Source organism: Streptomyces sp. NPDC059534 (assembly GCF_042743475.1).
Classification (GTDB): Bacteria; Actinomycetota; Actinomycetes; order Streptomycetales; family Streptomycetaceae; genus Streptomyces.
This window is the reverse complement of record NZ_JBHWAQ010000001.1, coordinates 20,198-43,658: the sequence shown is the minus strand read 5'-3', so window position 1 is coordinate 43,658 and position 23,461 is coordinate 20,198. Positions and strand designations below refer to the sequence as shown.

16 protein-coding genes are annotated in these 23,461 nt (G+C 71.6%); 7 read left to right on the top strand and 9 right to left on the bottom strand.

Features of this window, described 5'->3' with window-relative positions; all coding sequences use genetic code 11:
* Positions 1–6: 6 nt before the first annotated feature.
* The 4 genes from ACFVZH_RS00130 to ACFVZH_RS00115 form a co-directional block, all read right to left on the bottom strand.
* The gene (locus ACFVZH_RS00130) at positions 7–1,254 is read right to left on the bottom strand and encodes a ketosynthase chain-length factor (protein WP_384890640.1); all 1,248 of its coding nucleotides are present in this window, start codon (positions 1,252–1,254) and stop codon (positions 7–9) included.
* Positions 1,251–2,519 carry a beta-ketoacyl-[acyl-carrier-protein] synthase family protein gene (locus tag ACFVZH_RS00125; protein ID WP_384890639.1) on the bottom strand — a complete coding sequence of 423 codons (1,269 nt, stop codon included), beginning with the start codon at positions 2,517–2,519 and terminating at the stop codon, positions 1,251–1,253. The genes ACFVZH_RS00130 and ACFVZH_RS00125 overlap by 4 nt, the downstream gene beginning before the upstream one ends.
* Complete coding sequence (locus ACFVZH_RS00120; protein WP_384890636.1) at positions 2,516–2,980, bottom strand: cupin domain-containing protein; 465 nt, start codon at positions 2,978–2,980, stop codon at positions 2,516–2,518. Before ACFVZH_RS00120 ends, ACFVZH_RS00125 begins: the two co-directional genes overlap by 4 nt.
* Before the next feature lie 68 nt (positions 2,981–3,048).
* Positions 3,049–4,170 (bottom strand): SchA/CurD-like domain-containing protein, encoded by a 1,122-nt coding sequence (locus ACFVZH_RS00115; RefSeq protein WP_384890633.1) that lies wholly within the window; start codon positions 4,168–4,170, stop codon positions 3,049–3,051.
* A gap of 235 nt (positions 4,171–4,405) precedes the next feature.
* Between ACFVZH_RS00115 and ACFVZH_RS00110 the strand changes: the two genes are divergently transcribed.
* The 3 genes from ACFVZH_RS00110 to ACFVZH_RS00100 all read left to right on the top strand — a co-directional run bounded on the left by ACFVZH_RS00110 (position 4,406) and on the right by ACFVZH_RS00100 (position 7,690).
* Positions 4,406–6,067, top strand: a complete 1,662-nt coding sequence (locus tag ACFVZH_RS00110) for an FAD-dependent oxidoreductase (protein WP_384890631.1) — start codon at positions 4,406–4,408, stop codon at positions 6,065–6,067.
* A 317-nt stretch (positions 6,068–6,384) separates the two neighbouring features.
* Complete coding sequence (locus tag ACFVZH_RS00105; protein WP_384890628.1) at positions 6,385–6,897, top strand: sortase; 513 nt, start codon at positions 6,385–6,387, stop codon at positions 6,895–6,897.
* A gap of 121 nt (positions 6,898–7,018) precedes the next feature.
* Complete coding sequence (locus ACFVZH_RS00100; RefSeq protein WP_384890625.1) at positions 7,019–7,690, top strand: class F sortase; 672 nt, start codon at positions 7,019–7,021, stop codon at positions 7,688–7,690.
* A 54-nt stretch (positions 7,691–7,744) separates the two neighbouring features.
* On the opposite strand, the gene ACFVZH_RS00095 is transcribed toward ACFVZH_RS00100, so the two are convergent.
* From ACFVZH_RS00095 to ACFVZH_RS00080, 4 genes are all read right to left on the bottom strand, one after another.
* Entirely contained in the window at positions 7,745–8,167 is a 423-nt protein-coding gene (locus ACFVZH_RS00095) for a universal stress protein (protein WP_384890622.1), read from the bottom strand.
* A gap of 1 nt (position 8,168) precedes the next feature.
* Positions 8,169–9,677, bottom strand: a complete 1,509-nt coding sequence (locus ACFVZH_RS00090) for an APC family permease (RefSeq protein ID WP_384890619.1) — start codon at positions 9,675–9,677, stop codon at positions 8,169–8,171.
* Positions 9,678–9,787: 110 nt separating this feature from the next.
* Positions 9,788–11,020: a saccharopine dehydrogenase family protein gene (locus ACFVZH_RS00085; RefSeq protein ID WP_384890617.1), complete on the bottom strand. Its 1,233-nt coding sequence runs from the start codon at positions 11,018–11,020 to the stop codon at positions 9,788–9,790.
* Positions 11,021–11,181: 161 nt separating this feature from the next.
* Entirely contained in the window at positions 11,182–12,108 is a 927-nt protein-coding gene (locus ACFVZH_RS00080; protein WP_384890614.1) for a LysR family transcriptional regulator, read from the bottom strand.
* Positions 12,109–12,254: 146 nt separating this feature from the next.
* Here ACFVZH_RS00080 and ACFVZH_RS00075 point away from each other — a divergent pair, with 146 nt between their 5' ends.
* The gene (locus ACFVZH_RS00075; RefSeq protein ID WP_384890611.1) at positions 12,255–12,800 is read left to right on the top strand and encodes a dihydrofolate reductase family protein; all 546 of its coding nucleotides are present in this window, start codon (positions 12,255–12,257) and stop codon (positions 12,798–12,800) included.
* A gap of 22 nt (positions 12,801–12,822) precedes the next feature.
* Positions 12,823–13,371 (top strand): dihydrofolate reductase family protein, encoded by a 549-nt coding sequence (locus ACFVZH_RS00070; RefSeq protein ID WP_384890608.1) that lies wholly within the window; start codon positions 12,823–12,825, stop codon positions 13,369–13,371.
* A gap of 120 nt (positions 13,372–13,491) precedes the next feature.
* Here the strand turns inward: ACFVZH_RS00070 and ACFVZH_RS00065 are convergent, their stop codons facing one another.
* Positions 13,492–14,316, bottom strand: coding sequence for an alpha/beta fold hydrolase (locus ACFVZH_RS00065; protein WP_384890605.1), 825 nt, complete (start codon positions 14,314–14,316; stop codon positions 13,492–13,494).
* Positions 14,317–14,912: 596 nt separating this feature from the next.
* Here ACFVZH_RS00065 and ACFVZH_RS00060 point away from each other — a divergent pair.
* Positions 14,913–15,395: a DedA family protein gene (locus ACFVZH_RS00060; protein ID WP_384890602.1), complete on the top strand. Its 483-nt coding sequence runs from the start codon at positions 14,913–14,915 to the stop codon at positions 15,393–15,395.
* A 471-nt stretch (positions 15,396–15,866) separates the two neighbouring features.
* Positions 15,867–23,453, top strand: coding sequence for a SpvB/TcaC N-terminal domain-containing protein (locus tag ACFVZH_RS00055; RefSeq protein ID WP_384890599.1), 7,587 nt, complete (start codon positions 15,867–15,869; stop codon positions 23,451–23,453).
* Positions 23,454–23,461: the final 8 nt, after the last annotated feature.

Below are 23,461 nucleotides of genomic sequence, written 5' to 3'. Positions count from 1 at the left end.
CCGGTCCTACCGGGCGGAGTCGTCGCCGCGGCGCACGACCAGCGCCGCGTTGGATCCCATGAGTCCCCGGCTGAGGACGAGGGCCGTGCGCAGCTCGGCGGGGCGAGCGCGGGACATCACCAGATCGAGGTCGTGGCAGATGTCGAACACGTTGGGAGTGGGCGGGACCAGGCCGTGCTCCATCGCGAAGACCGCGGCGGCGGTGTCCAGGACGGGCGCGCCGCAGTAGGCGCGGCCGATGCCCGTCTTGGGCGCCGTGACGGGTACCCGGGCGGCGTGTGCTCCCAGGGCGTCGGCGATCGCCAGCGCCTCGGCGCGGTCCGCCTCCGGTACGCCCAGGGCGTCGGCGAAGACGACGTCGACCTCCTCCGGGGCGCACTCGGCCTCGTCGAGGGCGACGCGGATGGCGCGGGCGAGTCCCTCCCGGGACTCCTCCCACCGGGAGGCGCCGGTGAACGTGGCGCCGTGGCCGGCCACGTAGGCCCGGACGGTCGCCCCTCGGTCGCGGGCGCGGGACTCGTCCTCCACGACGAGCATCGCGCCGCCCTCCGCGGGGACGAAGCCGCAGGCCGCCGCGGTGAACGGCCGGTAGGCCCGGTCCGGGTCCTCGACGGTGCTGAGCTCCGGGTATCCGAGCTGGCACACCATCGAGTACGGGGCGAGGGGCGCCTCCGCCGCTCCGACTATCACCGCGCCGGTGCCACGCCGTACGGCCCGGGCGGCGTGGGCGAGGCCGTCCAGGCCCCCGGCCTCGTCGCTCGCGACCACACCGCACGGCCCCTTGAACCCGCTCCGGATGGAGATCTGGCCGGTGCTCGCGGCGTAGAACCAGGCGATGGACTGGTACGGCCCGACGAACTTGGATCCCTGGCCCCACAGCTTCTGGAGCTCTCGCTGGCCGAACTCGCCACCGCCGGAGCCGGCCGCGGTCACGACGCCGATCGAGAAGGGCTCCTCCGGGGCGTCGTGGCCGAGAGCGGCGTCGTCGAGGGCGAGCTGGGCCGCCGCCATCGCATAGTGGCTGAAACGGTCGGTCTGGACGAGGAAACGATCTTCGATCAGCGCGGAGGCGTCGAAGCCCCGGACCTCGCCCGCCACCTTGAGCGGCAGGTCCTCGCAACCCTCCCGGGTGATCCGGTCCAGTACGCCGAGCCCTTCCCGGACGGATTTCCAGTACGCGTCGGCACGCAATCCGTTGGGGGCGATCACACCGATGCCGGTGATGGCCACGCGCCGTGGGCGCTCAGTGCTCATCGTGTCCTCCCACCCGGCCCCGTGAGGAGGACCGCGGACTGGAAGCCGCCGAAGCCGCTGCCCACGGAGAGCACGTTCCTGAGCTTCCGGGGGCGGGCGGTGCGCGGTACGTAGTCCAGGTCGCACTCGGGGTCGGGGGTTTCGTAGTTCGCCGTCGGAGGGACCACCTGGTGCTTCAGCGCGAGGACGCAGGCGGCCACCTCGATCGCGCCGATCGCGCCGAGGGAGTGCCCCACCATGGATTTGATGGAGCTCATGGGCGTGGCGTAGGCGTGCGCCCCCAGGGACCGCTTCACGGCGGCGGTCTCGTGCCGGTCGTTCTGCCGGGTGCCCGAGCCGTGCGCGTTGACGTAGTCGATCAGCGTGGGGTCGAGCCGGGCCTGGTCGAGCGTGGAGTCGATCGCCCGGGACATCTCCAGCCCCTCGCCGGTCAGACCGGTCATGTGGTACGCGTTGCCGAAGGTGGCGTAACCGCCGATCTCGCAGTAGATGTGCGCACCGCGGGCCCGGGCGTGCTCGTACTCCTCCAGGATGAGGACGGCCGCGCCTTCGCCCATGACGAAACCGTTGCGGTTGTTGTCGAAGGGCCTGGAGGCGTGCTCCGGGTCGTCGTTGTCGGGTGACGTGGCCTTGATGGCGTCGAAGCAGGCCATCGTGATCGGGGAGATCGGGGAGTCCGAAGCGCCCGCGATGCAGACGTCCGCCCGGCCTTCCTCGATGGTGTGGAACGCGTAGCCGATGGCGTCGAGGCCGGAGGTGCATCCGGTGGAGACGGTCTGCACCGGGCCGCGGGCGCCGAACTGCTCGGCCACGACCGAGGCGAGCGTGCTCGGCGAGAACGCCAGGTGCAGCTTGGGGTCGGCTGCGCGGTGGTCCACGTCCCAGCGTCGCCCGCCCTCGCTGACCAGGACGTAGTCGTGTTCGAGCCGGGTGGTGCCGCCGACGGCGCTGCCCAGGGAGACGGCGACGCGCCAGGGGTCTTCGGTGTCGGTGTCGAGGCCGGCGTCGCGGACGGCTTCCCCGGCCGCGACGACGGCGAACTGGATGTACCGGTCGGCGTGGCGGCTCAGGTCCCCGTCCAGCCCGTGGTCCGCCGGGTCGAAGTCGCACTCGGCGGCGATGCGGGAGCGCAGCCCCACCGGGTCGAACAGGGTGATGCCACGGGTCGCGGTACGGCCGGCGGTGAGGAGGTCCCAGAACGCCTTCGCTCCGGTGCCGCCCGGAGCGACCACACCGATACCGGTGACGGCCACTCGCCGGGTCACTCGATGGCCCCGCTTCGCTCGGACACCAGTCCCGGGTCGCCCACGGTCAGGTGCGGGCCGGCGGCGGCGAGCTGCGCCTCGTCGGTGACCTCCGTGTCGACGTGACCGAGGCTCGGCCGGGGGGCGAGCGGGCCCAGGTGGAAGACCATGCGGGCCTCCACGTCTCCCACGTTGCGGAAGCGGTGCCGCACGTCGATCGGGATCAGAAGCCCCTGATCGGGCTGGAGCGCGTACGTGTCGCCGTCCAGGTCCACCTCCAGCGCGCCCGAGACGACGTACACGAACTCCTCGGAGTACGGGTGGTAGTGCTCGCCGATGCGCTCGCCCGGCTGGACGATGGCCAGGCCCATGAAGCCGCTGGTGGCACCCACCGTGGCCGGCGTGAGCATGGCCCGCAGGTCACCTCCCCGCCTGCGGTTGGGTTCCGTCTCGCTCAGGTTCACGATCCGTGGCTTGAGCATGGTTGATACCTCCAGATGTGGCAGTGACGTGCTGGGGAGCGACCGCGGTGGGAGCCGCGACCGGCCCGTCAGGAGTTCGCGGAGCGGTCCGTGACGGGCAGCATGTCGGCGTGCGACAGAAGCCGGTTGACGTTGCGCTCCGTCTCCAGGGAGCCCTCGACGCCGATCGCGGCGCCGTCCAGGAGACGCTCCAGCTCCGCGGCCTTCCCGGCGCCCCGGAGCCCGAGGGAGGCGACGGGGTCGAGGTCGAGTTCGCCGGTGACGTCGATGAGGCGCACCACGATGTCGTCGCGCTGGAACACGGTGCTGCTGTGCACCGGGCTCTTCGGATCGTCCGCCGCGGCCCGGTCCTGATGGGCGAGCAGCCGGGCGAGCTCCATCCCGCGGCCCTCCTTGGCCGGGTAGTACAGCGCGTGCCGCCGCAGGCCGGCCGGCGTCGGCCGGTCGGACACCACGTGGTGGACGGCCGGCAGCGCCGCCCGGGTGAAGAACACTCGGGCCGACTCGGGGTCGGTCAGGTCCCGGTCCTGCTCCAGGTACGGGTTGATGGCCTCCTCGACCGCGCGTACCTCGGGCTGACGGGCGACGTGCCGCAGCGCCACGAGCAGGTCGCCTTCCACCTCCACGGCGCGCACGACACGGTTGCCGTGCATGAAGAGGGAGGTGCGGCGCAGCCGTGTGGTCTCGTCGACCTGGGCCTGGGGCGACTGGTACCCGGCCAGGATCTCCGCCACCTTCGACTCGGAACCCGGCTTGACGGTGAAGGTGAGGGCGTGGCGTGCGACACCGTCGCCCACGCGGGCCTCCACCTGCACGCTCGCCGACGCCGCGGCCGCCGAGGCCGGCTGACCGGGGCTGGTCTCCCGGAGGATGCTGTAGCGCATCGAGCGGGTGTCCCGGACGCAGCTGTGCATCGGCTTGACGGTCTCGACGTGCTCCTCGCTGTTCACCCACGCGAGGAACGGCGGCGCGCTCTCCCACTCGCTGGTGATGAGCCACTGCGAGGGGTTCTCGATGGACTGGCACAGCTGGTCACTGATGTGACCGGGAACGGAGGCGACCTGCTTGCGCATGAGTTCGTACGCGTCGAGGAACTGCTGCTGAGCTCCTTCGTACAGGTCGAGCAGCAGGATCACCCGCAGCCTGGAGCCGTCGAACACAGACTGCGAGATGCGTCCCGAGGGGGCCATCCGGCACACCTCTTCTCTTCTCGGTGGGTGGGGTGGGGACGACCTGCGTGACCGACACGCCGGGGTCGTCATGGGTTGATCGTTGACAGGAGCGCCGACAGCGCGCGAGTCCCATGGAGCGGATGAGTGAACCGCGTGTCATCCGGGTGCCCTCGGCACGGGGATCCGTCCCCGAAGGGAATGAATCTGCTTCCCATCCCCGATTTCGCGTCGCAGGTGACGCCGGAGACGAAAAATGAACCGATACGAAGTGGCCGGAGAGGCAACCGGTCACCGCACGCCCGTACTCATCGTCGGCGGCTCACTGGTGGGCCTTTCCACCTCGTTGTTCCTGGGGCGTCTCGGAGTGCCGCACACACTGGTCGAGCGCCATTCGGGCACCTCGATTCACCCGCGCGGACGCGGCAACAACGTACGCACGATGGAGCTCTTCCGCGGAGCCGGCGTCACCCGGTCCATCCAGGAGGCCGCGTCGGTCCTGGCGCGCAACAACGGCATCCTGCAGACGCCGAGCCTGGTGGGCGATGTCGGCGAGTGGCTGTTCAAGGAGATCGACCCCGGTGGCGGGCTGGCCCGCTTCAGCCCCGCCGGGTGGTGCCTGTGCAGCCAGAACGACCTCGAACCGGTGCTGCTCAGGCACGCCGGGGAGTTGGGCGGAGATCTGCGGTTCGCGACGGAGCTGATGTCCTTCGAGCAGGATGCCGAAGGAGTGACCGCGCAGGTCAAGAGCCGCGACAGCGGTGAGCACACCACCATCCGCGCGGACTATCTCGTCGCGGCGGACGGCCCGCGGAGCCCGGTTCGCGAGCGGCTCGGCATCGGGCAGAGCGGTCAGGGCGACCTGTTCCACAACGTCAGCGTCACCTTCGTCTCCCGCGGCCTCGCGGACGTCGTCGGCGACCGGCGCTTCATCGTCGGCTACCTGACGAACCCGGAGGCCGACGGGGCCCTGCTGCCGGTGGACAACCGGGAGCGCTGGGTGTTCCACGCTCCCTGGCACCCCGAACACGGCGAGACGCTCGAGGAGTTCACCGACGAGCGGTGCAGGGAACACATCCGGCGGGCCGTCGGCGTGCCGGACCTCGATGTGGAGATCACGGGCAGAGCTCCGTGGCACGCGGCCCAGAGGATCGCCGAACGGTACGCGGACGGCCGGGTGTTCCTCGTCGGCGACTCCGCCCACGAGATGCCGCCCACCGGGGCGTTCGGCTCCAACACCGGTATCCAGGACGCGCACAACCTCGCCTGGAAGCTCGCCGCCGTCCTGGGCGGCTGGGCCGGCCCCGACCTGCTCGCGTCCTACGACGCGGAGCGTCGGCCGGTGGCGGAGGTGACGAGCGCCCGGGCCTCGGCACGGTCCGCGGAACACAGCCACCCCGGGTACGTCCCCGCGCCCGGATCCGGGAGCCCCAAGGGAGGAAAGGGCGGCATCCTCAACGAGGTGCTCGGCTACCGCTATCCGCAGGGCGCCGTCCTGGGCGCCGACCCGACCCAGCCGGTCGTGTCCGACGGACTGCGGTTGACGGGCGAACCCGGGAGCCGGGCACCCCACATGTGGCTGAACCGCGCCGGTACCGAGGTCTCGACCCTCGACCTGTACGAGCGGTCCCTGGTGCTCCTGAGTTCCGAGGACGGCGCCGGCGGGTGGCACGCCGCGGCGACACGCCTCGGGCACGAGCTGTCGGTGCCGCTCGACTCGTACCGCATCGGCGACGGGCCCGACGCGGAGCTCTCCCCGGCGAGCGACACGGACTGGGCGGAGGCCCACGGCGTCACCGCGGACGGCGCGGTGCTGGTCCGTCCCGACGGGTTCGTCGGATGGCGGTCCGCGGAGGCGTCGGCGGATCCCGAGGCGGCGTTGCGGCAAGCCCTCGCGGCGATTCTGGGCCGGGGCTGACGGCTTCTCATGGGCCGGCACGGCGAGGCCGGAGGTCGTCGCCATGAGCAGGACCAGGCAGCGTCGACGACGCTCGTGATCCCTTCGTCTAGCCCGTTCGCGCGCAGGACGCCGTCCGATCCCGAGCATCGATGAAGCCGCCGTGACCTGCGGAGATGATCGCCGGCAGAGAAGATCAAGGCCCCGACCGGGGGACATCGCGCGCGATTCTCCCGTTGCGGTGCTCTCCGGTCGGGGATCTTCTCGTGCACGGAGCACAGCACAGGCGCCGCGCTGCCCAGCCGGCCAGGAAAGCTCCGCCGAAGGAGAGAAAAAGCATGCGTCTCGCACGTACGGGTCCCCAGCTCGCCCTGGTCCTGGGCGCCCTCGCCCTGTCCGTATCCTCCGCCGTCGCGGCGCCCGGCGGCGACGTCCGGGTCAATCCGGGGAAGGCGGCCCCCGGCACCACCGTCACCGTCAGCACCACCGCCTGCGGCAAGGAGACGTACGGCAAGGGCGAGTCGGAGGCGGGCGGTAAGTTCCACCTCCTGCCGGGCGACCGGAAGGGCGTCCTGGTGGGTGAGTTCACGCTCCCGCTGGACGCCGTCTCCGGCACGGACACCGTGACCCTCAAGTGCCCGCCCCGCATCAAGCAGACCGTCACCTACCAGATCTCCGGCCGGCCGCACGGTGCCGTGGAAGCGGGCTTCGGCTGGGCCGCGGGCGCCGGCGCGGACGGGGACGACGGCGGCAGCCCGTACGCTCTCGGCGCGCTGCTCCTCGGCGGCGCCACCGCGGGCGTCCTGATCAGGATGCGCCGCCGCGCCACCGCCGCCCGGAACGCCGCCTGAGCCCACACCGCACGCCCACGGCTCGGGCTCGGGTTCCGGCTCCGCCTCCGGCTCGGGCTCGGGCTCGGGCTCCGGCTCCGCGAGGAGATCCGGTACGCCATCCAGCGAAGGCACGATTCGCATGAAGCACGGCTCCGGGCCGAAGCCCGGCAGAGCGCCGTCCGGGCGCGTCCCCTCGATCGGGGCGCTCGCCTGGACGGCGCTCGTCGGCGTCGTCCTGCTCGCCCACGTACCGGACGGCGGGGCCTCGCGGCCGCCGACGACGGCGCAGGCCGCACCACTGCTCGCCCGGCCCGCCGCCGGAGCCGACCGGGACCGCCCCAAACCCCGGCCGCTGCCCGCGTCCGACGCGACGCGGATCAGGATCCCGGCCATCGGGGTGAACGTATCCCTCGTCCCCCTGGAGCTGGACGGCGCCGGGGCACTGCGCCCCCCGCCCGCGACGGACCCCACCGTGGCCGGCTGGTACGCCGACGGCACGGCCCCCGGGGCGCCGGGCACGGCCGTCGTGGCGGGACACGTGGACACCCTGCTCGGCCCCGCCGTCTTCCACCGGCTCGCCACCCTCTCCCGGGGCGCCGGGATCGAGATCGACCGCGACGACGGCCGTACGGCCCTCTTCACCGTCGACGCGGTGGAGGTCCATCCCAAGGACCGGTTCCCCGACGACAAGGTCTACGGCGGTTCGGGCCGCCCCGAGCTGCGGCTGATCACCTGCGGCGGCGACTGGAGCAGCGACACCGGCTATCAGGCCAACACGGTGGTCTACGCGACCCTGACGGGGACGAGATAGCTCCGAGGACACCGGTGCGAGCCCCGGTGCCTCCCGGTCTCGTGTGGCCGCGCCTCACTCCGGTTCCTCGGGAGGCACGCACAGCACGGGGACGGTGGACATGTGCAGGAGCTTGTGAGGGGTCGAGCCCAGGAGCGCTCCACGCATCGGGCTCTCGCCCCAGCTGCCGACCACGATGACACGCGCGGCGTGGCGGGTCGCCGCGTCGATGAGGGCCTGGGCGGGCTTGTCGTCGAGCACCTCGACGACGGTCGGCACGCCCGCCCGATCGGCCTCGGTGACCGCGTGCTCCAGACCGGTGCGGCCGGCCTGGCGGATGGCCTTGTAGTGGGACGCGTACTCCTCGCCGACCGGGCCGGGGGCCGCTGCCCCGTAGACGAGCACGAGCCGCTCGTGGAACGCCGCCGCCACCTCGACCGCGATGCGCAGCGCCCGGGCCGCGCCGGGGGATTCGTCGTAGCCCAGGACGACCGACATCTCAGGACTCCTTGCGAAGGCCGTGGGGGTGGACCAGGTCGGGGTCGGCCACGCTCGGGCGCTCCCGCCAGAACGCGGGGGCCCGCAGCCGCCACGCGATCATGATGACCACGCCAGCGAGGGCGATGCCGAGGCCGATCACGAGCGGGGGGCCGAGGCCGAACCACGAGGTGCCGCTGTAGGAGTTGTCCGGATCGGACATGTCGGCGACCGACCGGACCAGGAGCCATGTGAGCAGTCCGGAACCGATCAGCGGGCCGAGCCCGATGAACAGGAGGTTGTGGACGCTCGCGAAGAGGTGGCGGCGGTAGTAGACCACGCAGGCGATGCCCGTGAGCGCGTAGTAGAAGGAGATGAGCAGCGAGAGCGCGGTAAGCGAGTCGAACAGGGCGTTGGAGCTGATCTGGCTCACCGCGAGGTACCAGGCGATGGCGATGCCGGCGACCCACCACGTACTCACGTCGGGAGTGCGGAAGCGCGGGCTGATGTGGCCGTACGGGGAGGGCAGCGCCCGGCGGCGGGCCATGGACAGCGCCGTACGCGAGGCCGGGATGATCGTCGTCTGGGTGGAGGCGATGGCGGAGGTGGAGACGGCGAGCAGCAGGATCCAGTCCCAGCCGCCGAGGACGTCCGTGGCGAGCTGGGCGAAGACGAATTCCTCCTCGTCCGCGTTCTCGGCGAGGAAGGTCGGACCGGCGTACGCCACGACGGCGAAGCCCACGGACACGTAGGTCACCAGGAGGATGACGGTCGACCAGAGCCCCGCCTTGCCGGGGGCGGTCGCGGAGTTCTCCACCTCCTCGGTGAGATTGACCGCCGACTCCCAGCCCCAGTAGATGAAGACGCCGAGAAGCAGCCCGCCCGTGAGCGCGGCACCACCGGCGCCGAACGGATTCAGCCAGCTGAGTGAGGGTTCCACCGCGTCGTACTTGCTCGTGCCCCCGTAGACGCTGTACAGCGCCACGCCCACGAAGATCAGCAGACAGGCGACCTGGGCCAGGATCAGGACGTTCTGCACCTTGGCCGACAGCTCGGTGCCGATGACGCACACGGCCGTCATGACGAGGATGAGCAGCACGGTGAGCAGCTGGCGGACGAAGGTGTTGTCCACCCAGCCGTCCAGGCCGAAGGCGAGCAGGGCGAAGCTCACGGCCACGTCGGCGAGCGAGCCGACGACCAGGACTCCGGTCATCGTGATGGCCCATCCGCCGAGCCAGCCGGCCCACGGGCCCATGGCGCGCGTCACCCACGAGAAGGTCGTGCCGCAGTCCTGGTCGACCTTGTTCAGGTAGTAGAACGCCGACGCGATCAGCAGCATCGGGACGAAGGAGGCGACCATGACACCGGGTGCGTAGATCCCGACCAGGGCGACGACGGGGCCGATCACGGCCGCGAGGGAGTAGGCGGGAGATGTGGCGTTGAGCCCGATGACGAGGGCGTCGACGAACCCGATGGCATTGGCCTTCAAACCCACGGGTCGCCCGGCGGGCGCGGCATCCTCTGCGGCCATGTTCCCTCGCTCCCGTCGAGCCGGACAGCACAGCGAGACCTACGCCTTCATCGTAGGGAGGCTCGATCGGGCGTGCATGCGCAGGAGCCCGCGGCGCCCCACCGGCATCGTCACTGCTCGCGCATGTCCCACGGCGCCTCGTAGTCCGTCAGCAGGTCGAGGAAGGGGAGCGGGGGCATCGCCTCCGGGCCGAGTACGCCACGGCCCCGCCATACCCCGGACGCGACGAGCTCGAGGGCGACCACGGGGTTGAGCGCGGTCTGCCACACGACGGCCTGGGAGCCGTACTCGCGCATCGACCACTCGTTGTCGACCACGTGGTACAGGTACACCTCACGGGGCCGCCCGTCCTTGGTTCCCTTCACCCACGTGCCCGCGCAGGTCTTGCCGCGCATGCGGTCGCCGAGGCTCGCCGGATCGGGCAGGCACGCGGCGACCACGTTCCGCGGCGAGACCGCGACCCGGCCCACGACGCCGCCCTGGAAGCCGTCCACGCTCACCGGGTCCGTGCGATCGAGGCCGAGTTTGTGGAGAGTGCGCAGGACGCCGATGAACTCGTCGCCGAGCCCGTACTTGAAGGTGACACGTCGGGCTTTGACCCGGCGGGGGATCAGCAGTACCTCTTCGTGCTCGACGTTCACGCACTCCACCGGCCCGATGCCCGCCGGGAAGTCGAAGACCTCCGGCTCGCTGAAGGGCGGCGTGGTGAACCAGCCGCGGCCCTCCTCGTAGACGACGGGCGGATTCAGGCACTCCTCGATCGTCGTCCAGATGTTGAAGGTCGGAGCGAAGTCGTATCCCTCGACGACCAGGCTCGCACCGTCACGGATGCCGATCTCCTCGATCTCGTCGAAGAGTTCGTCCGACGCGTAGCGCGCGAAGACGTCCGCGAGGCCCGGTTCCACACCCATGCCCACGAGAGCGAGCCGGTCCGCCGCCTCCCATTCGGCCGTCCGTGCGAACTGCTCGTCTCCCAGCTTCACCCCGCACTCCTCGTACGGGCGGGAGGGGTGCGGCCGGGACAAGGACATGGCCATGTCGAGGTAGTGGACGCGCTCGGCGAGCGCGGCGTCGAACAGCGACATGACGAAACGGGGGTCGGTCGCGTTGAGGAGGACGTCGCAGCGATGCTCGGCCAGGGCAGCCCGCACCGCGGCCGTATCCGAGGCGTCGAGCTCGGCCGCGGTGAACCGGCGCCCGTCCGCCCCCAGGGCGGCGACCGCCGACTCCGCCCGCGTCAGGTCGTAGTCGGCGACGATCATGTGCTCGAGGAAGGAACGGCGGGCCGCGATCCTGGTGATCGCCGTGCCCACCCCTCCTGCCCCCACCATGAGAATGCGCATGAACCCGACTATGCCGCCTCGTCCCCGATCCGGCGCGTGCTGCGCCGCCGGGGACGGCCGAGGCCCCCCATCAGCGGCACCCAGGGTGCCTGCCCCTTCCGGGATGCCGGTCCACGGCGCGAACGCTCCCTTCCGACGTCCCGAGCTGCCCTCCGACGTCCTCAGCCGCGGTGCGGGGCCTCGTACTCCGGCGGTGGGGCGAGCTCGTCGACGACGTCCAGGAACGGGCTCACCAGCGGGTTCCTGCCCGCGGTGGGCCACATCAGGCCGTAGTCGACGGTCGGGGCGTCGTGGAGAGGTACGAAGACCATCCCCGGCCGGGTGAAGAACTGCTCGGCGCGGGCGGCGACGGTGCTCACGCCGACGCCGGAGGCGACGTGGACCAGGACCTCCGACCAGTAGGTCGTCGCGGGCCCCTGGGGGACCGGTCGGCCCGAGGGGGTCCGGCGGGGGAAGTAGTGGTCCATCCAGTAGCGGGGGATGAGGGCGTCGGCGAGGGTGACCAGCACCGTGTCCGCGAGGTCCTCGACGGACACGGAATCCCGGCCGGCGAACGGATGGCCGACGGGGACCATCAGCGACCGGGGTTCCGCGAACACCAGCCGCCCGGTGGTGATGTCGGGCTCGACCACGGGGAACTCGCTGAGCTGTACGTCGACGGTTCCGGCGCGCATCCCGCCGAGCGGATCGTGGAGCTGGATCTCCCGGATCTCGACCTCGCAGTCCGGATACCGCGCCCGGAACAGGTCGGCGGCCCGCACCACGAGGTTCCCGCACCACGGCGCGGACCAGCCGACCCGCACCACGCCCTTGATCCGTACCCGGTGCCCGCTCGCGATCGCCTGCGCGAGCCCGGCGCCGATCTGCTCGTACGCGGGCAACAGGTCGTCACGGAGCGTCCGGCCCACGTCGGTCAGCGCCACCTTGCGGCTGTTGCGCGTGAACAGCGGTGCTCCGACGCGGCGTTCCAGTTTCCTGATGGTCTGGCTGATCCGGCTCGTCGTCACGTGCAGACGCTCGGCGGTCCGGCCGAAATGCAGCTCCTCGGCCAGTGTGAGAAACGCCTCCAGCTCGAGTCGCTCGAGCATGCCTCTCCTCTTCGTGTAGCCACGCTCAACGGAGCGTGCTCTCTTCCGGTCTTGTCGGTCGATCCGCCGCTCTCGGATGCTGGTTGAGGCGCCCGAGTCCGACGGACGCGCCTCCGATGCCAGTCGTGTGAGAACGGAGCAGCCTCATGAGCAAGGTCGTCGTCGTGATGTACATGTCCTTGGACGGTGTGGTCGAAAGGCCCTCGTGGACGGGCCCCTTCTGGAACGACGAGCACGCCAAGTACCAGTACGGACAGCTGCTTTCGAGCCGCGCACTGCTGATGGGCCGCGTGACGTACGAGGAGATGGCCAAGGCGTGGCCGAGCCGTGACGAGACGGACGGATTCACGGCCCGCATGAACTCCATCCCCAAGTACGTCGCCACCACCACGCTCGACACGGCGGAGTGGAACGCCGTCCTCCTCCAGGGCGACCTCACCGAGCAGGTCGCCCGGCTCAAGGCCGAACCCGGCGAGGACCTCCTCGTGTACGGCAGCGCCACCCTGGTCGACCACCTCGTCGCGCACGACCTCGTGGACGAGCTCAAGCTCTTCGTCCACCCGGTCGTCGTCGGTGCGGGCCGCCGCCTCTTCTCGGACGGGGCCGTCGGACGGACCTGGACGCTCGCGGGCACGGCGGCGTTCAGCTCGGGCGCGATCGTCCTCGACTACCGGCCGACGAAGGCCGCGTAACCCCTCAAGGAGCCGAACCGCCATGCGTAAGATCATCAACTCGACGTATGTCTCCCTCGACGGTGACATCGAGAAGCTCGACCAGTGGTCCTTCGACTACTGGAGCGGCGACCTGGAGCGCTACGCGCACAAGCTCCTGTTCGCCGCCGACGCGCTGCTGATGGGGCGCGAGACATACGAGAACTTCGCTCCCGCGTGGTCGGAGCGCGCCGGATCCGACGCGTTCGCCGACCGCATGAACGCCATCGACAAGTACGTCGCCTCCACGACCCTCGCGGGAGGCGACTGGGGTGACACCACCGTCATCCCCCGGGACGGGTTCGTCGAGGCGATCACCGCACTCAAGGAGCGGCCGGGCGGCGACATCCTCATGTACGGATTCGGCCCCGTCGCCAGGACCCTGCTCGCGCACGACCTTCTGGACGAGGTCCACTTCTGGGTCCACCCGGTGATCGCCGGCGGCGGAACCCTCGCCGCCGACGGCCTCCTCCACCGCCTGAAGCACCTCCACACCGAGACCCTCGACACCGGTGTCGTGGTCCTCACCTACGCACCCGCACCCAGGGCGTAGACGGTCCCGCCATCGTGACGGCGATGCCTCGCACCGGTCCTCCCCGGGTCTCTGCATCGCGGCCTCGGAGTGCCGGTGTCCCGAAGGACGGTGGCGCGGTCTCCTCCCGTCCGTCACGGCTCAGCCGACGTCGTGCTTGCCGGTCGCGGCGATCTCGCGCGCCGCGTCGGCGACGGCGCGGAAGTCCTTGCGCAGGATCTTGGAGTGGTTGCTCGCGACCTTCGCGCTGAGCCGGACGTGCGGGTTGCGGGCGCGAACCGGGTCGAGGTTGCCGCGGATCCTCTCCATGAGCTCCGGGTCGCCGCCCAGGTTGCCGCCGGTGGCGAGCACGTACCGGGTGGGTACCGTCAGGCGGTCGAAGACCGGGTCGAGGGCGGCGGGGGCGCAGAGCTCGTTGACCTCGATGTTGATCTCCGCGTGCTGCTCGGCGCTCATCCGTGCCGCCATGCCGATCCGGCGGGCGATCGGGAACAGCGGGCTCAGCCGGCGGAACAGCTTGCGGACCTGCGCCTTGGCGGCGTCGTCCAGCCACGAGTGCGGCAGGGCGCCGTCCACGGACACCACCCCCAGGACGCGCTCCGGGTTCCGGGCGGCCCAGTGCACCGCGAGCATCGCGCCGTAGGACCAGCCCACCAGGATCGGGCGCTCCACCCCCCGGGCGGTGAGCACGGCGTCGAGGTCGCGCAGGCACGCCTCGAACGAGTAGTCCTCGGAGACCTTCGACTTGCCGCGGGCCCGCTCGTCGTACGTGATGTGCCGGTAGTCGCCGTCGCCGAGTTCGGTGATGACGCGCCGCCAGTGCGACTGGTCCGCGTACGACCCGTTCAGGTAGACCACGGGGCGGCCGGAGCCGCCGGTGTCGGTCACCGCGAGCGCGGTGTCGTCCACGGAGACCATGCCGGTCCATGCGGCGGGGCGGGTGACAGCGGTCGTGGTCGTGGCCATGGTGTGCCTTCTTCCCGTGGTGGTGGAGGTGTTGGAGGTGCTGGCCTGGATGTTCAGGACAAGCGCTCCTCGGACTTCTGTTTCCGGACGCTTGAGCCCTTCGCTCTCGCGCCCGCCGTTTCTGACAAGGGAAACGCTACGTTGCGTTCGAGGATCGAGCAACGACTTCGTTGCGTCAAATCTCCATAGTCGCAGGTGAACGCGGAGATTTCATTGCATTCACCTTGAGACCTAACGCAATAATCTCCACCCCTGCGTTGCAATGGAATGCCAGCGAACGCGCCGCCGACCCCCGCGGCACCACACGCCCCCGGTCCGACGAACTGCCGATCGAGTGGCGGTGCTCGGGTGGTCCGGTGCGCTGTATCCGTCGCGTCCGAGTTCGGTTAGGCTAGCCTTCCCTGATGTGCGGCCCTCGGCGTGCGGGTTCTGGTTCCGGTGCCGCGGGTGGGAACGTAGAGGACGGAACGGGCAGAGACGGGGCGCAGGTGAGAGACGGTGATGGGGCTTGTGCGCGTCGTGCGCCCGGCGGGGCGGGACGCCCATGCGGGTGATGGGCGCTACGGGTTTCGGCCCGGCGCCCGGGACGAGGTGCCGTGGATAGGATCGCGCTGACGGCCGGAGCCCTGTACGTCATCGTCCTGCTGCGTGCCGGAGGGACGTTCGCCGTCGGGTGGCTCGCCGCCGCCGGTGCCCGGCGCAGCAGGTTCGCGGGGCGGATCTCTTCGGTGAAGTTCCGGCGTGCCGAGCGGGCGATCCAGCGGTGGGGCGCGCCGGTGGTGGCCGTCTCCTTCCTGACCGTCGGTTTCCAGACCGCCGCCAACTTCCTCGCGGGCAGCATGCGCATGCCGTTGCCGCGCTACCTCCCCGCCCTGTTCGTGGGCGGAGCGGTCTGGGCGCTGATCTACGCGACCGCCGGGCTGGGCGTGCTCGAAGTGCTGGGCCGGCTCTTCGCCGAGCGGACGGCCTTTGGTCTGTCCGCCGTGGCCGCCCTCCTCCTCGCGGTGTGCGCGGTGGTGGTGATCCGCAGAAGAAGGGCGGCGCTGCCCTCCGGTGACACCGTGACCGACGAATCCTGACCCCACCCCGCCCCGCCCCGCGAGGGCAGGCGCCGCGGCGGGCGAGACGTACACGCGGCCTCAGCTCTCCTCGGACGGAACCCCTACGGCGAAGGCGTCCGTGCCTCCGGCAGCCTGCCTGTCCTCCGCCTCGTCCTGGCAGCGCAGCAGCGGGCTGACCGCCCGGCGGGCCGACCGAGGTCAGGGTGGCATGCCTTCACCTCCTGACCGCCCTGTACGGCTTCCGGAACGGAACGGAACGGGGCGGGGCGCGTGCGGCGCGCTGGGGCGCGCGACTGCGGGAGTGTGCTTCGAATGGTGTGTATGTCGTGCATGCGGCGGTAAGGGTCGGTGTACTAGCTTCCGTGTACCTGGGCCGGTGATCAGGCGGGGGTTGTGGTGGCCATGAGCAGCGAATCCGCGACGAGTGCAGCCGGCGTCGGGCCGGAGGCGACGGGTGCCCCTGCATCCGCGCCGCAGCGTCCGCCCGTCGTGAGCCTGCCGAAGGGCGGCGGGGCGATCAAGGGCGTGGGTGAGAAGTTCGCGGCCAATCCGGTGACCGGCACCGGTGCCATGACCGTGCCGGTCGCGGCCACTCCCGGGCGCTCGGGCTACGGACCCGACCTTGCGCTCGGCTACGACTCGGGCGCGGGCAACGGGCCCTTCGGGCTCGGCTGGAGCCTCGGGCTTTCCGCGATCACCCGCAGAACCGACAAGGGCGTGCCACGGTACGACGACGCGGCCGACTCCGACGTGTTCATCCTGGCCGGCGCCGAGGACCTCGTACCCGTCCTCGTCCGCGACGGCGACCGCTGGGTGCCGGAAGTGCTGCCGCCGCGCACGGTCGGCGGCACCCGTTACACCGTCCGGCGCTACCGGCCCCGCGTCGAGGGCCTCTTCGCCCGCATCGAGCGCTGGACGAGCATCCTGGATCCGACCGACGTCTTCTGGCGCTCGATCTCCCGCGACGACGTCACCACCTGGTACGGGCGCACCCCGGAGTCCCGGATCGCCGACCCGGCAGACGGCTCACGTGTGTTCAGCTGGCTGATCTGCGAGAGCCACGACGACCGGGGCAATCTCGTCGCGTACGGCTACAGGCCCGAGGACGACGAGGGCGTGGACACCGCAGCCGGCCACGAGCGGCACCGGCAGCGCGTGGCCAACCGCCACCTCAAGCGGATCCGCTACGGAAACCGCACCCCCTGGCCGTCCTCCTTCGACCCTGCCACCGGCTGGCGCCCCCGTCCCGCCGCCGACCAGTGGCACTTCGAGCTCGTCCTCGACTACGGCGAGCACGACCCGGTCGCCCCCACTCCGCAGGGCACCGGACCGTGGGCCGCCCGCCCCGATCCCTTCTCCTCCTTCCGCTCCGGCTTCGAGGTGCGGACCCACCGCCTCTGCCGACGCGTCCTGATGTTCCATCACTTTCCCGGCGAGCCGGAGGTCGGAGCCGACTGCCTCGTCCGCTCGAAGGACTTCCGGTACGCGTACGGCGTGCACGCCACCCTCACGGCGACGACCCACCGCGGCTACCAGCGCGACGGCGACGGCTACCGGGCCCGTGCCCTGCCCCCGGTCGAGTTCGAGTACTCCGAGGCGGTCGTCGACCACACGCTCCGCGAACTCGACGAGGAGAGCCTGGACGGACTCCCCACGGGCCTGGACGGCACCCGCCACACGTGGGTCGACCTGGACGGCGAGGGGCTGCCGGGCATCCTCACCGAGCAGGGTGGCGGATGGTTCTACAAGCGCAACCTCAGCCCGCTCGCCGCCACACCCACGGGAGGCGGCCGGTCCCCCTCGGCCACCGAGTCCGCCCAGGTCGCTCCGGTATCCCAGGCCCGGTTCGGGCCGGCCGAGGCCGTCCTGAACCGCCCGTCCCTCGCCCTCGCCACCGGAGCCCGGTTCCTCGACCTCGCGGGCGACGGACACCCTGATCTCGTTCGCTTCACCGGGCCGGACCCCGGGTTCCAGGAACGCGCCGCCGATGGCGCATGGGAGCCGTACACCCCGTTCCTCTCACTGCCCGACCGCGACTGGAACGATCCCAACCTCCGGTTCGTCGACCTGGACGGCGACGGACTCGCCGACGTCCTCGTGACCGAGGACGACGCGCTGGTCTGGCATCGCTCCCTCGGCGAGGAGGGTTTCGGTCCCGAGCGGCGCGAGAGGCGTGCCCAGGACGAGGAGCACGGGCCGGTGCTCGTCCTCGCCGACGCCGAACAGTCGGTCCACCTGGCCGACATGAGCGGGGACGGCCTCAGTGATCTCGTCCGCATCCGCAACGGCGAGGTCTGCTACTGGCCTAACCTGGGCCACGGCCGCTTCGGCCCGAAGATCGTGATGGCCGGCGCCCCGTCCGACCACCCCGACCGCTTCGACCAGCGCCGCATCCTCCTCGCCGACATCGACGGCTCCGGCACCACCGACCTCCTCCACCTCCACCCGGACGGTGCGCGGATCCACTTCAACCGGTCGGGCAACGACTTCGCGCCGCCCGTACCGCTGCCGGCGCTGCCCCCGGCGGACACTCTCACCGACGTTCTCGCCGTCGACCTGCTCGGCAACGGCACGGCCTGCCTGGTGTGGTCCTCACCCCTGCCGGCGGACGGCCGCCGGCCCCTGCGCTACCTCGACCTGATGGGCGGGGTGAAGCCCCACCTCCTCACCCGGGTGCGCAACAACCTCGGCGCCGAGACCGAGATCACGTACGCGCCCTCCACCGCCTTCGCCCTGCGCGACCGGCGGGCGGGCACCCCCTGGGCGACCAGACTGCCCTTCCCCGTCCATGTGGTCGAGCGGACGACCACGCGCGACAAGTGGCGCGGTACGGCCTTCACCAGCCGCTACAGCTACCACCACGGCTGCTTCGACGGGACCGAGCGCGAGTTCCGCGGCTTCGCCCGCGTGGAGCGGACCGACGTCGAGGACTACGGCACGTTCGCGGCGGCCAACGCGGACAGCCCGTACGTCACCGCCGACCACCGGCTCTACCAGCCGCCCGTACACACGGTCACCTGGCACCACACGGGGGTGCCCGTCGAGGGCGGGGACCCCCTGCACCCGTTCCGGCACGAGTACTTCCGGGCGTCAGACGAGTACGCGTCGCCGAGTCCCGACCTCGGCAGCCTGCCGCTCGACCCCGGAGAACGGCGGGAAGCGGTACGGGCGTTCCACGGCGCGGTCCTCCGCGAGGAGACGTACGAACTCGACCTCGGCGCCGAGGCGGACGGCGAGCGACCCCCGGCCCCGGTCCGCGTCCTCGCCGCCACCTCGCACGCCCACCGCATCCGCCTCGTCCAGCCGCGCGTCGGCCGGCACCACGCCGTCTTCCACACGTTCGAGAGCGAGACCGTCGCCCACCACTACGAACTCGACCTGCGCGCCACGGAGTCCGCGCCCGCGCCCGATCCACGGATCGTCCACACCCTCAACCTCACCGTCGACCCGTACGGAAGCGTCCTCCAGGCCGTCGCCGTCGCCTACCCGCGCACCCGGCCGGTCCCCCTCGCCGATCCTCTCCTGCCACCCGGCACCGAGGCCCTCGTCGCCGCCGTCCAGGGCGAAATCCACGTCGCCTACACCGAGAGCCGCACCACCGACCCGCTCCCGCCCGACCCCGACCGGCACCGCCTCCCGCTGCCCTGCGAGACACGCACGTACGAGCTGACCGGGATCGGCCCGGCCCAGGCGGGCGACGGCCGGTGGGTCACCGCGGAGGGGCTGCGGCGTTTCCGGCTCGGCGAGCGGTACCAGAGCGGTGGCGTCCCGGTGGCCGAACTCGACCACCACCGGCTGCCCGACCGTACGACACCGCAGAAGCGGCTCCTCGAACTCGTCCGCACGCTCTTCTACGACGAGACGCTCGCCGCGCCCCTGCCCCTGGGCGGCCTGACCGCCCGCGCCGTGCTGTTCGGGACCTACACCCTCGCCTGGACCGAGGCGATGCTGACGACGGTCCTGGGTGACAAGGCGACCGCCGAGGTCAGGGCCGCAGCGGCGGACCGGGCCGTCAGCGGCCACCTCGGCGGCCCGGCCGCGGTACGGCTCCTCGGGGAGGACGCCGCCGGCCGGTACTGGCGCTGCTCCGAAGGCGCCGAGTACGGCCCCGACGCGGCGAGCCGGTTCTTCCTGCCCACCTGCCGGACCGACCCCTTCGGGAACAGCACCGGCCTCGAACACGACCCGTACGGGCTCTCCGTGAAGGCGAGCACCGACCCCCTCGGCAACCGCAGCGAGGTACTCGCCCACGACTACCGGGTCATGGCGCCCCGCAAGATCCGTGACATCAACGGCAACCACGCCGAGGTCCGCTTCGACGCCCTGGGCCTGCCGGCCGCGGACGCGCGCGGCGGCAAGGACGGCACCGGTGACCACCTGGTGGGGCTCGACCCGGCCGTGCTCAACCCCGAACTCCCCGCTCTCACCGCCTTCTTCGGCACCGACGACTACGACCCCGAGCGCGCCCGCACGCTGCTCCTCGGCGCGAGCAACCGATGGCTCTGCCACTTCGGCGAGGAACTCCGCGACGGCGAGGTCGTCTGGGCCCAGCACCCGCCCTGCACCGCCGTGCTCACCCGCGAACGGCACGCCGACGTGCGGGCCGAGAGCCCCCTGCAGGCCGCCTTCCTCTACGCGGACGGCGTCGGCAACCCCCTGGTCAAGAAGGTCCAGGCCGAACCCGACGAACCGGGAGGCCCGCTGCGCTGGGTCGCCGACGGCAAGACCGTCGTCAACAACAAGGGGAACCCGGTCAAGCGGTACGAGCCGTACTTCAGCCCGCCCGAGAGCGGTCACCGCTTCGAGGAACCCGGCGAGCACGGCGTCACCCCGCTGCACTTCTACGACGCGATCGGGCGGCTGATCCGCACCGACCTCCCCGACGGCAGCCACCGCCGCGTCGACTTCTCGCCGTGGCACGTCACCGACCACGACCAGAACGACACCGTCCTCGAACCGGGCAACGGCTGGTACGCGCGGACGAGCACCTCCGCCCTGCCCGCCGAACGCCGTGCGGCCCGGCAGGCCGCCGCCCACGCCGGCACCCCCGTACGGATGCTGCTCGACAGCCTCGGCCACACCGTCGTGACGATGTCCCACAACAGGCTCGACGGCGTCGACGAGAAGCACGTCACCTTCACCCGGCGGGACGTGGAGGGCGCTCCGCTCTGGATCCAGGACCCACGCGGCAACCGGGTCCTCCAGCACACCGTCCCGCCCCTCCCACCCGGGGCGCATCCCCTCGACGACCCGCAGAATCTGTCCCCGAGCGGCTTCAGCCCCGGCTACGACCTGACCGGGCGCGCGCTCTTCGAGTACGGCCCGGACTCCGGCGACCGCTGGGCCCTCCGGGACGCGACCGACGCACTCCTCTTCTCCTGGAACGCGCGGGGATTCCGCACCCGCACGACGTACGACGCCATGCGCCGCCCCGTCGGCACGTATGTCACCGCGGCCGGCGACACGACCCTCGGCGGGGCCCTGCGCGACCCCGCGACCCCACCGGCACCCGAGACACTGGTCGAGCACCGGGTCTACGGCGAGACGCACCCCGACCCGGACCGGAACCTGCGCGGCCGGGCCTTCCGCGTCTACGACGGCGCCGGAGTGACGACCAGCGAACGCTACGACTTCCAGGGCAACCTGCTCGCCACCGCCCGCCGCTTCGCCCGCGACCACACCGGCACACCGGACTGGTCCGCCCTCGGCCCCCTCACCGACCCGGACCGGATCGCCGAGCTCGCCGAACCGCTCCTCGAACCGGGCCCGCCGTCGACCACGAGCACCGCGTACGACGCCCTCGGCCGTCCGGTCGAGACCACGGCCCCCGACGGCAGCGTCACCCAGTGGTCGTACAACGAGGCGGGCATGCCCGAGCGCGTCGACGTCCGGCTGCGCGGCGCCGCGGCGGCCACCGCGTTCGTCACCGACGTCGCCTACGACGCCCACGGGCGGCGCACCCGTGTGGCCTACGGCAACGGTGCCCGCAGCGCGTACACGTACGACCCGCTCACCTTCCACCTCACCGGCGTGCGCACCACCCGGCCGGCCGACCCCGACGCCACCGCCTCGCTGCTGTTCACGAACGCGTCCGTGGTGCAGGACCTCCACTACACCCGCGATCCGGTCGGCAACATCACCCGCGTCGAGGACGCCGCACTCGCCACGATCACGGGCGTCGGCACCGCCCGCGACTGCACCCACGACGCGCTCTACCGGCTGGTCGCCGCGAGCGGGCGCGAACACACCGGCCAGACGGGCTTCCTGCCGGACCCGCCCGACGGCGGCCACCGGGACCACCCCTTCGCCGGTGCCCGCGTCCACCCCCACGACCTCCAAGGGCTGCGCGGCTACGTCGAGCGCTACCGCTACGACGCCGTCGGCAACCTCATGCACCTCGCCCACCACGAGGGCACCGACGTCGAGGCCCCGGGCCCCACCCTGTGGCGGCGTCACCACCAGTACGCCCTCGACAGCAACCGGCTCCTCGCCACCAGCCTGCCCGGCGAGACCGGCGGCCTGCCCGACTACGCGACGGAGGGCGGCTACGGCGCCCGGTACGCCCACGACGCGCACGGCGACATGACCCGTATGCCGCACCTGCCGCTGATGCGCTGGGACCACGGCGACCGTCTGGCCGCCACCGCACGGCAGGTGGTGAACGCCGGCACGCCCGAGACGACGTACTACGTCTACGACTCCGCGGGCGAACGGGTCCGCAAGGTGACCGTGACGGCGGCCGGGGCACTCAAGAACGAGCGCCGCTACGTCGGCGGCTTCGAGCTCTACCGCGAGTACGGCGCGGGCGGCACGGTCCTCGAACGCGAGACCCTGCGCATCGGCGACGCCGGCGAGCCCGTGGCCCTCGTGGAGACGGCCACCCTCCCCGCCGGTCGGCCCGCCGTCCGCTACCGCCTCGCCGACCACCAGGAGTCCGTCTGCGTCGAACTCGACGAGAACGGCGCCCTGGTGGGCCACGAGGAGTACCACCCCTACGGCACGACCGCCTTCCAGTCCGGCCGCACCGCCGCCGAGACCGGCCTCAAGCGCTACCGCCACACCGGCAAGGAACGCGACGACGAGACCGGCCTCTCCTACTATGGCGCCCGCTACTACGCCCCCTGGCTCGGCCGCTGGACGAACTGCGACCCGTCCGGACTGGCGGACGGTCCGTGCCGCTACGCGTACGCGCGGTGCGGGCCGGTGCGGTTCCACGACCCGGACGGGCGACTGGTGGACGAGGGCGGGAAGTTCGCGGCGGCAGCCGCCGCGGCCGCGCCCACGATGGAGGCGGCCGTGGTCGTGGCCCGGGTCGCCCCGGGGGCCCTGAAGCTGGGGGCCATCGCCATCGGGCTGGCCGCGATCGCGATCGGCGTGTACGTGTACGCCACCCACGAGGAGAAACCGCAGCCGCCCGCGGTGGTTCCGCCGCCGCGCACGGACCCCGATCCCGGGACGGAGAAGATCCACGGCAACTGGGTCGACGGCAAGTTCGTCCCGGCTGTCCCGAAGGACCCGGAGCCGGCGCAGCCCAAGACCGCCGCCGGGGGAGCGGGCAAGCCGCCCGACAAGAGCGGCACGGCGACGCAGGAGAAGACGGGAGCCGCACCGCGCAAGGCTGTGCCGTCCCCGTCGAACCCGTGGCTGAAGGAACGGGCCGGCACGGAGGCGAAGAAGAAGGAACGGGACGCGGCGGCCCGGAAGCAGTTCTTCGATTCGGGACGCGAGCCCACGAAGCCCGTGGAGGAGCCCGAGGACCACCACGTCTCCAGTGACAAGGATCCGGAGTACAAGCCGAAGTTCGATGCGATCTTCGAGGCGGCGAGCATTCCCGGGGAGCCCGACCTGAAAGTCAGGACCTCCAAGGAGAACATCGTCTCGATTCCCGGCCACAAGGGCCGGCACGGGAAGGGCTACAACAAGGAGATTCTCAACCGGCTCGAGAAGGCCGTGGCCGGCAAGCCCCACCACACGTGGGAGTACCGCGACGCCCTGACCGGCGAACTCCGCAAGCTGAAGCTGGAGTTGCAGGACGAGACCTCCGACCTCAACAAGATCGTCACCCGGCGCAAATAGGAAAACGG

What these genes read in the sequence shown, in the direction of transcription:
- ACFVZH_RS00130 (WP_384890640.1), bottom strand. Translation starts at nt 1,254, where the DNA reads ATGAGCACTGAGCGCCCACGGCGCGTGGCCATCACCGGCATCGGTGTG.
- ACFVZH_RS00120 (WP_384890636.1), bottom strand. Translation starts at nt 2,980, where the DNA reads ATGCTCAAGCCACGGATCGTGAACCTGAGCGAGACGGAACCCAACCGC.
- ACFVZH_RS00115 (WP_384890633.1), bottom strand. Translation starts at nt 4,170, where the DNA reads ATGGCCCCCTCGGGACGCATCTCGCAGTCTGTGTTCGACGGCTCCAGG.
- ACFVZH_RS00110 (WP_384890631.1), top strand. Translation starts at nt 4,406, where the DNA reads ATGAACCGATACGAAGTGGCCGGAGAGGCAACCGGTCACCGCACGCCC.
- ACFVZH_RS00105 (WP_384890628.1), top strand. Translation starts at nt 6,385, where the DNA reads ATGCGTCTCGCACGTACGGGTCCCCAGCTCGCCCTGGTCCTGGGCGCC.
- ACFVZH_RS00100 (WP_384890625.1), top strand. Translation starts at nt 7,019, where the DNA reads ATGAAGCACGGCTCCGGGCCGAAGCCCGGCAGAGCGCCGTCCGGGCGC.
- ACFVZH_RS00095 (WP_384890622.1), bottom strand. Translation starts at nt 8,167, where the DNA reads ATGTCGGTCGTCCTGGGCTACGACGAATCCCCCGGCGCGGCCCGGGCG.
- ACFVZH_RS00090 (WP_384890619.1), bottom strand. Translation starts at nt 9,677, where the DNA reads ATGGCCGCAGAGGATGCCGCGCCCGCCGGGCGACCCGTGGGTTTGAAG.
- ACFVZH_RS00085 (WP_384890617.1), bottom strand. Translation starts at nt 11,020, where the DNA reads ATGCGCATTCTCATGGTGGGGGCAGGAGGGGTGGGCACGGCGATCACC.
- ACFVZH_RS00080 (WP_384890614.1), bottom strand. Translation starts at nt 12,108, where the DNA reads ATGCTCGAGCGACTCGAGCTGGAGGCGTTTCTCACACTGGCCGAGGAG.
- ACFVZH_RS00075 (WP_384890611.1), top strand. Translation starts at nt 12,255, where the DNA reads ATGAGCAAGGTCGTCGTCGTGATGTACATGTCCTTGGACGGTGTGGTC.
- ACFVZH_RS00070 (WP_384890608.1), top strand. Translation starts at nt 12,823, where the DNA reads ATGCGTAAGATCATCAACTCGACGTATGTCTCCCTCGACGGTGACATC.
- ACFVZH_RS00065 (WP_384890605.1), bottom strand. Translation starts at nt 14,316, where the DNA reads ATGGCCACGACCACGACCGCTGTCACCCGCCCCGCCGCATGGACCGGC.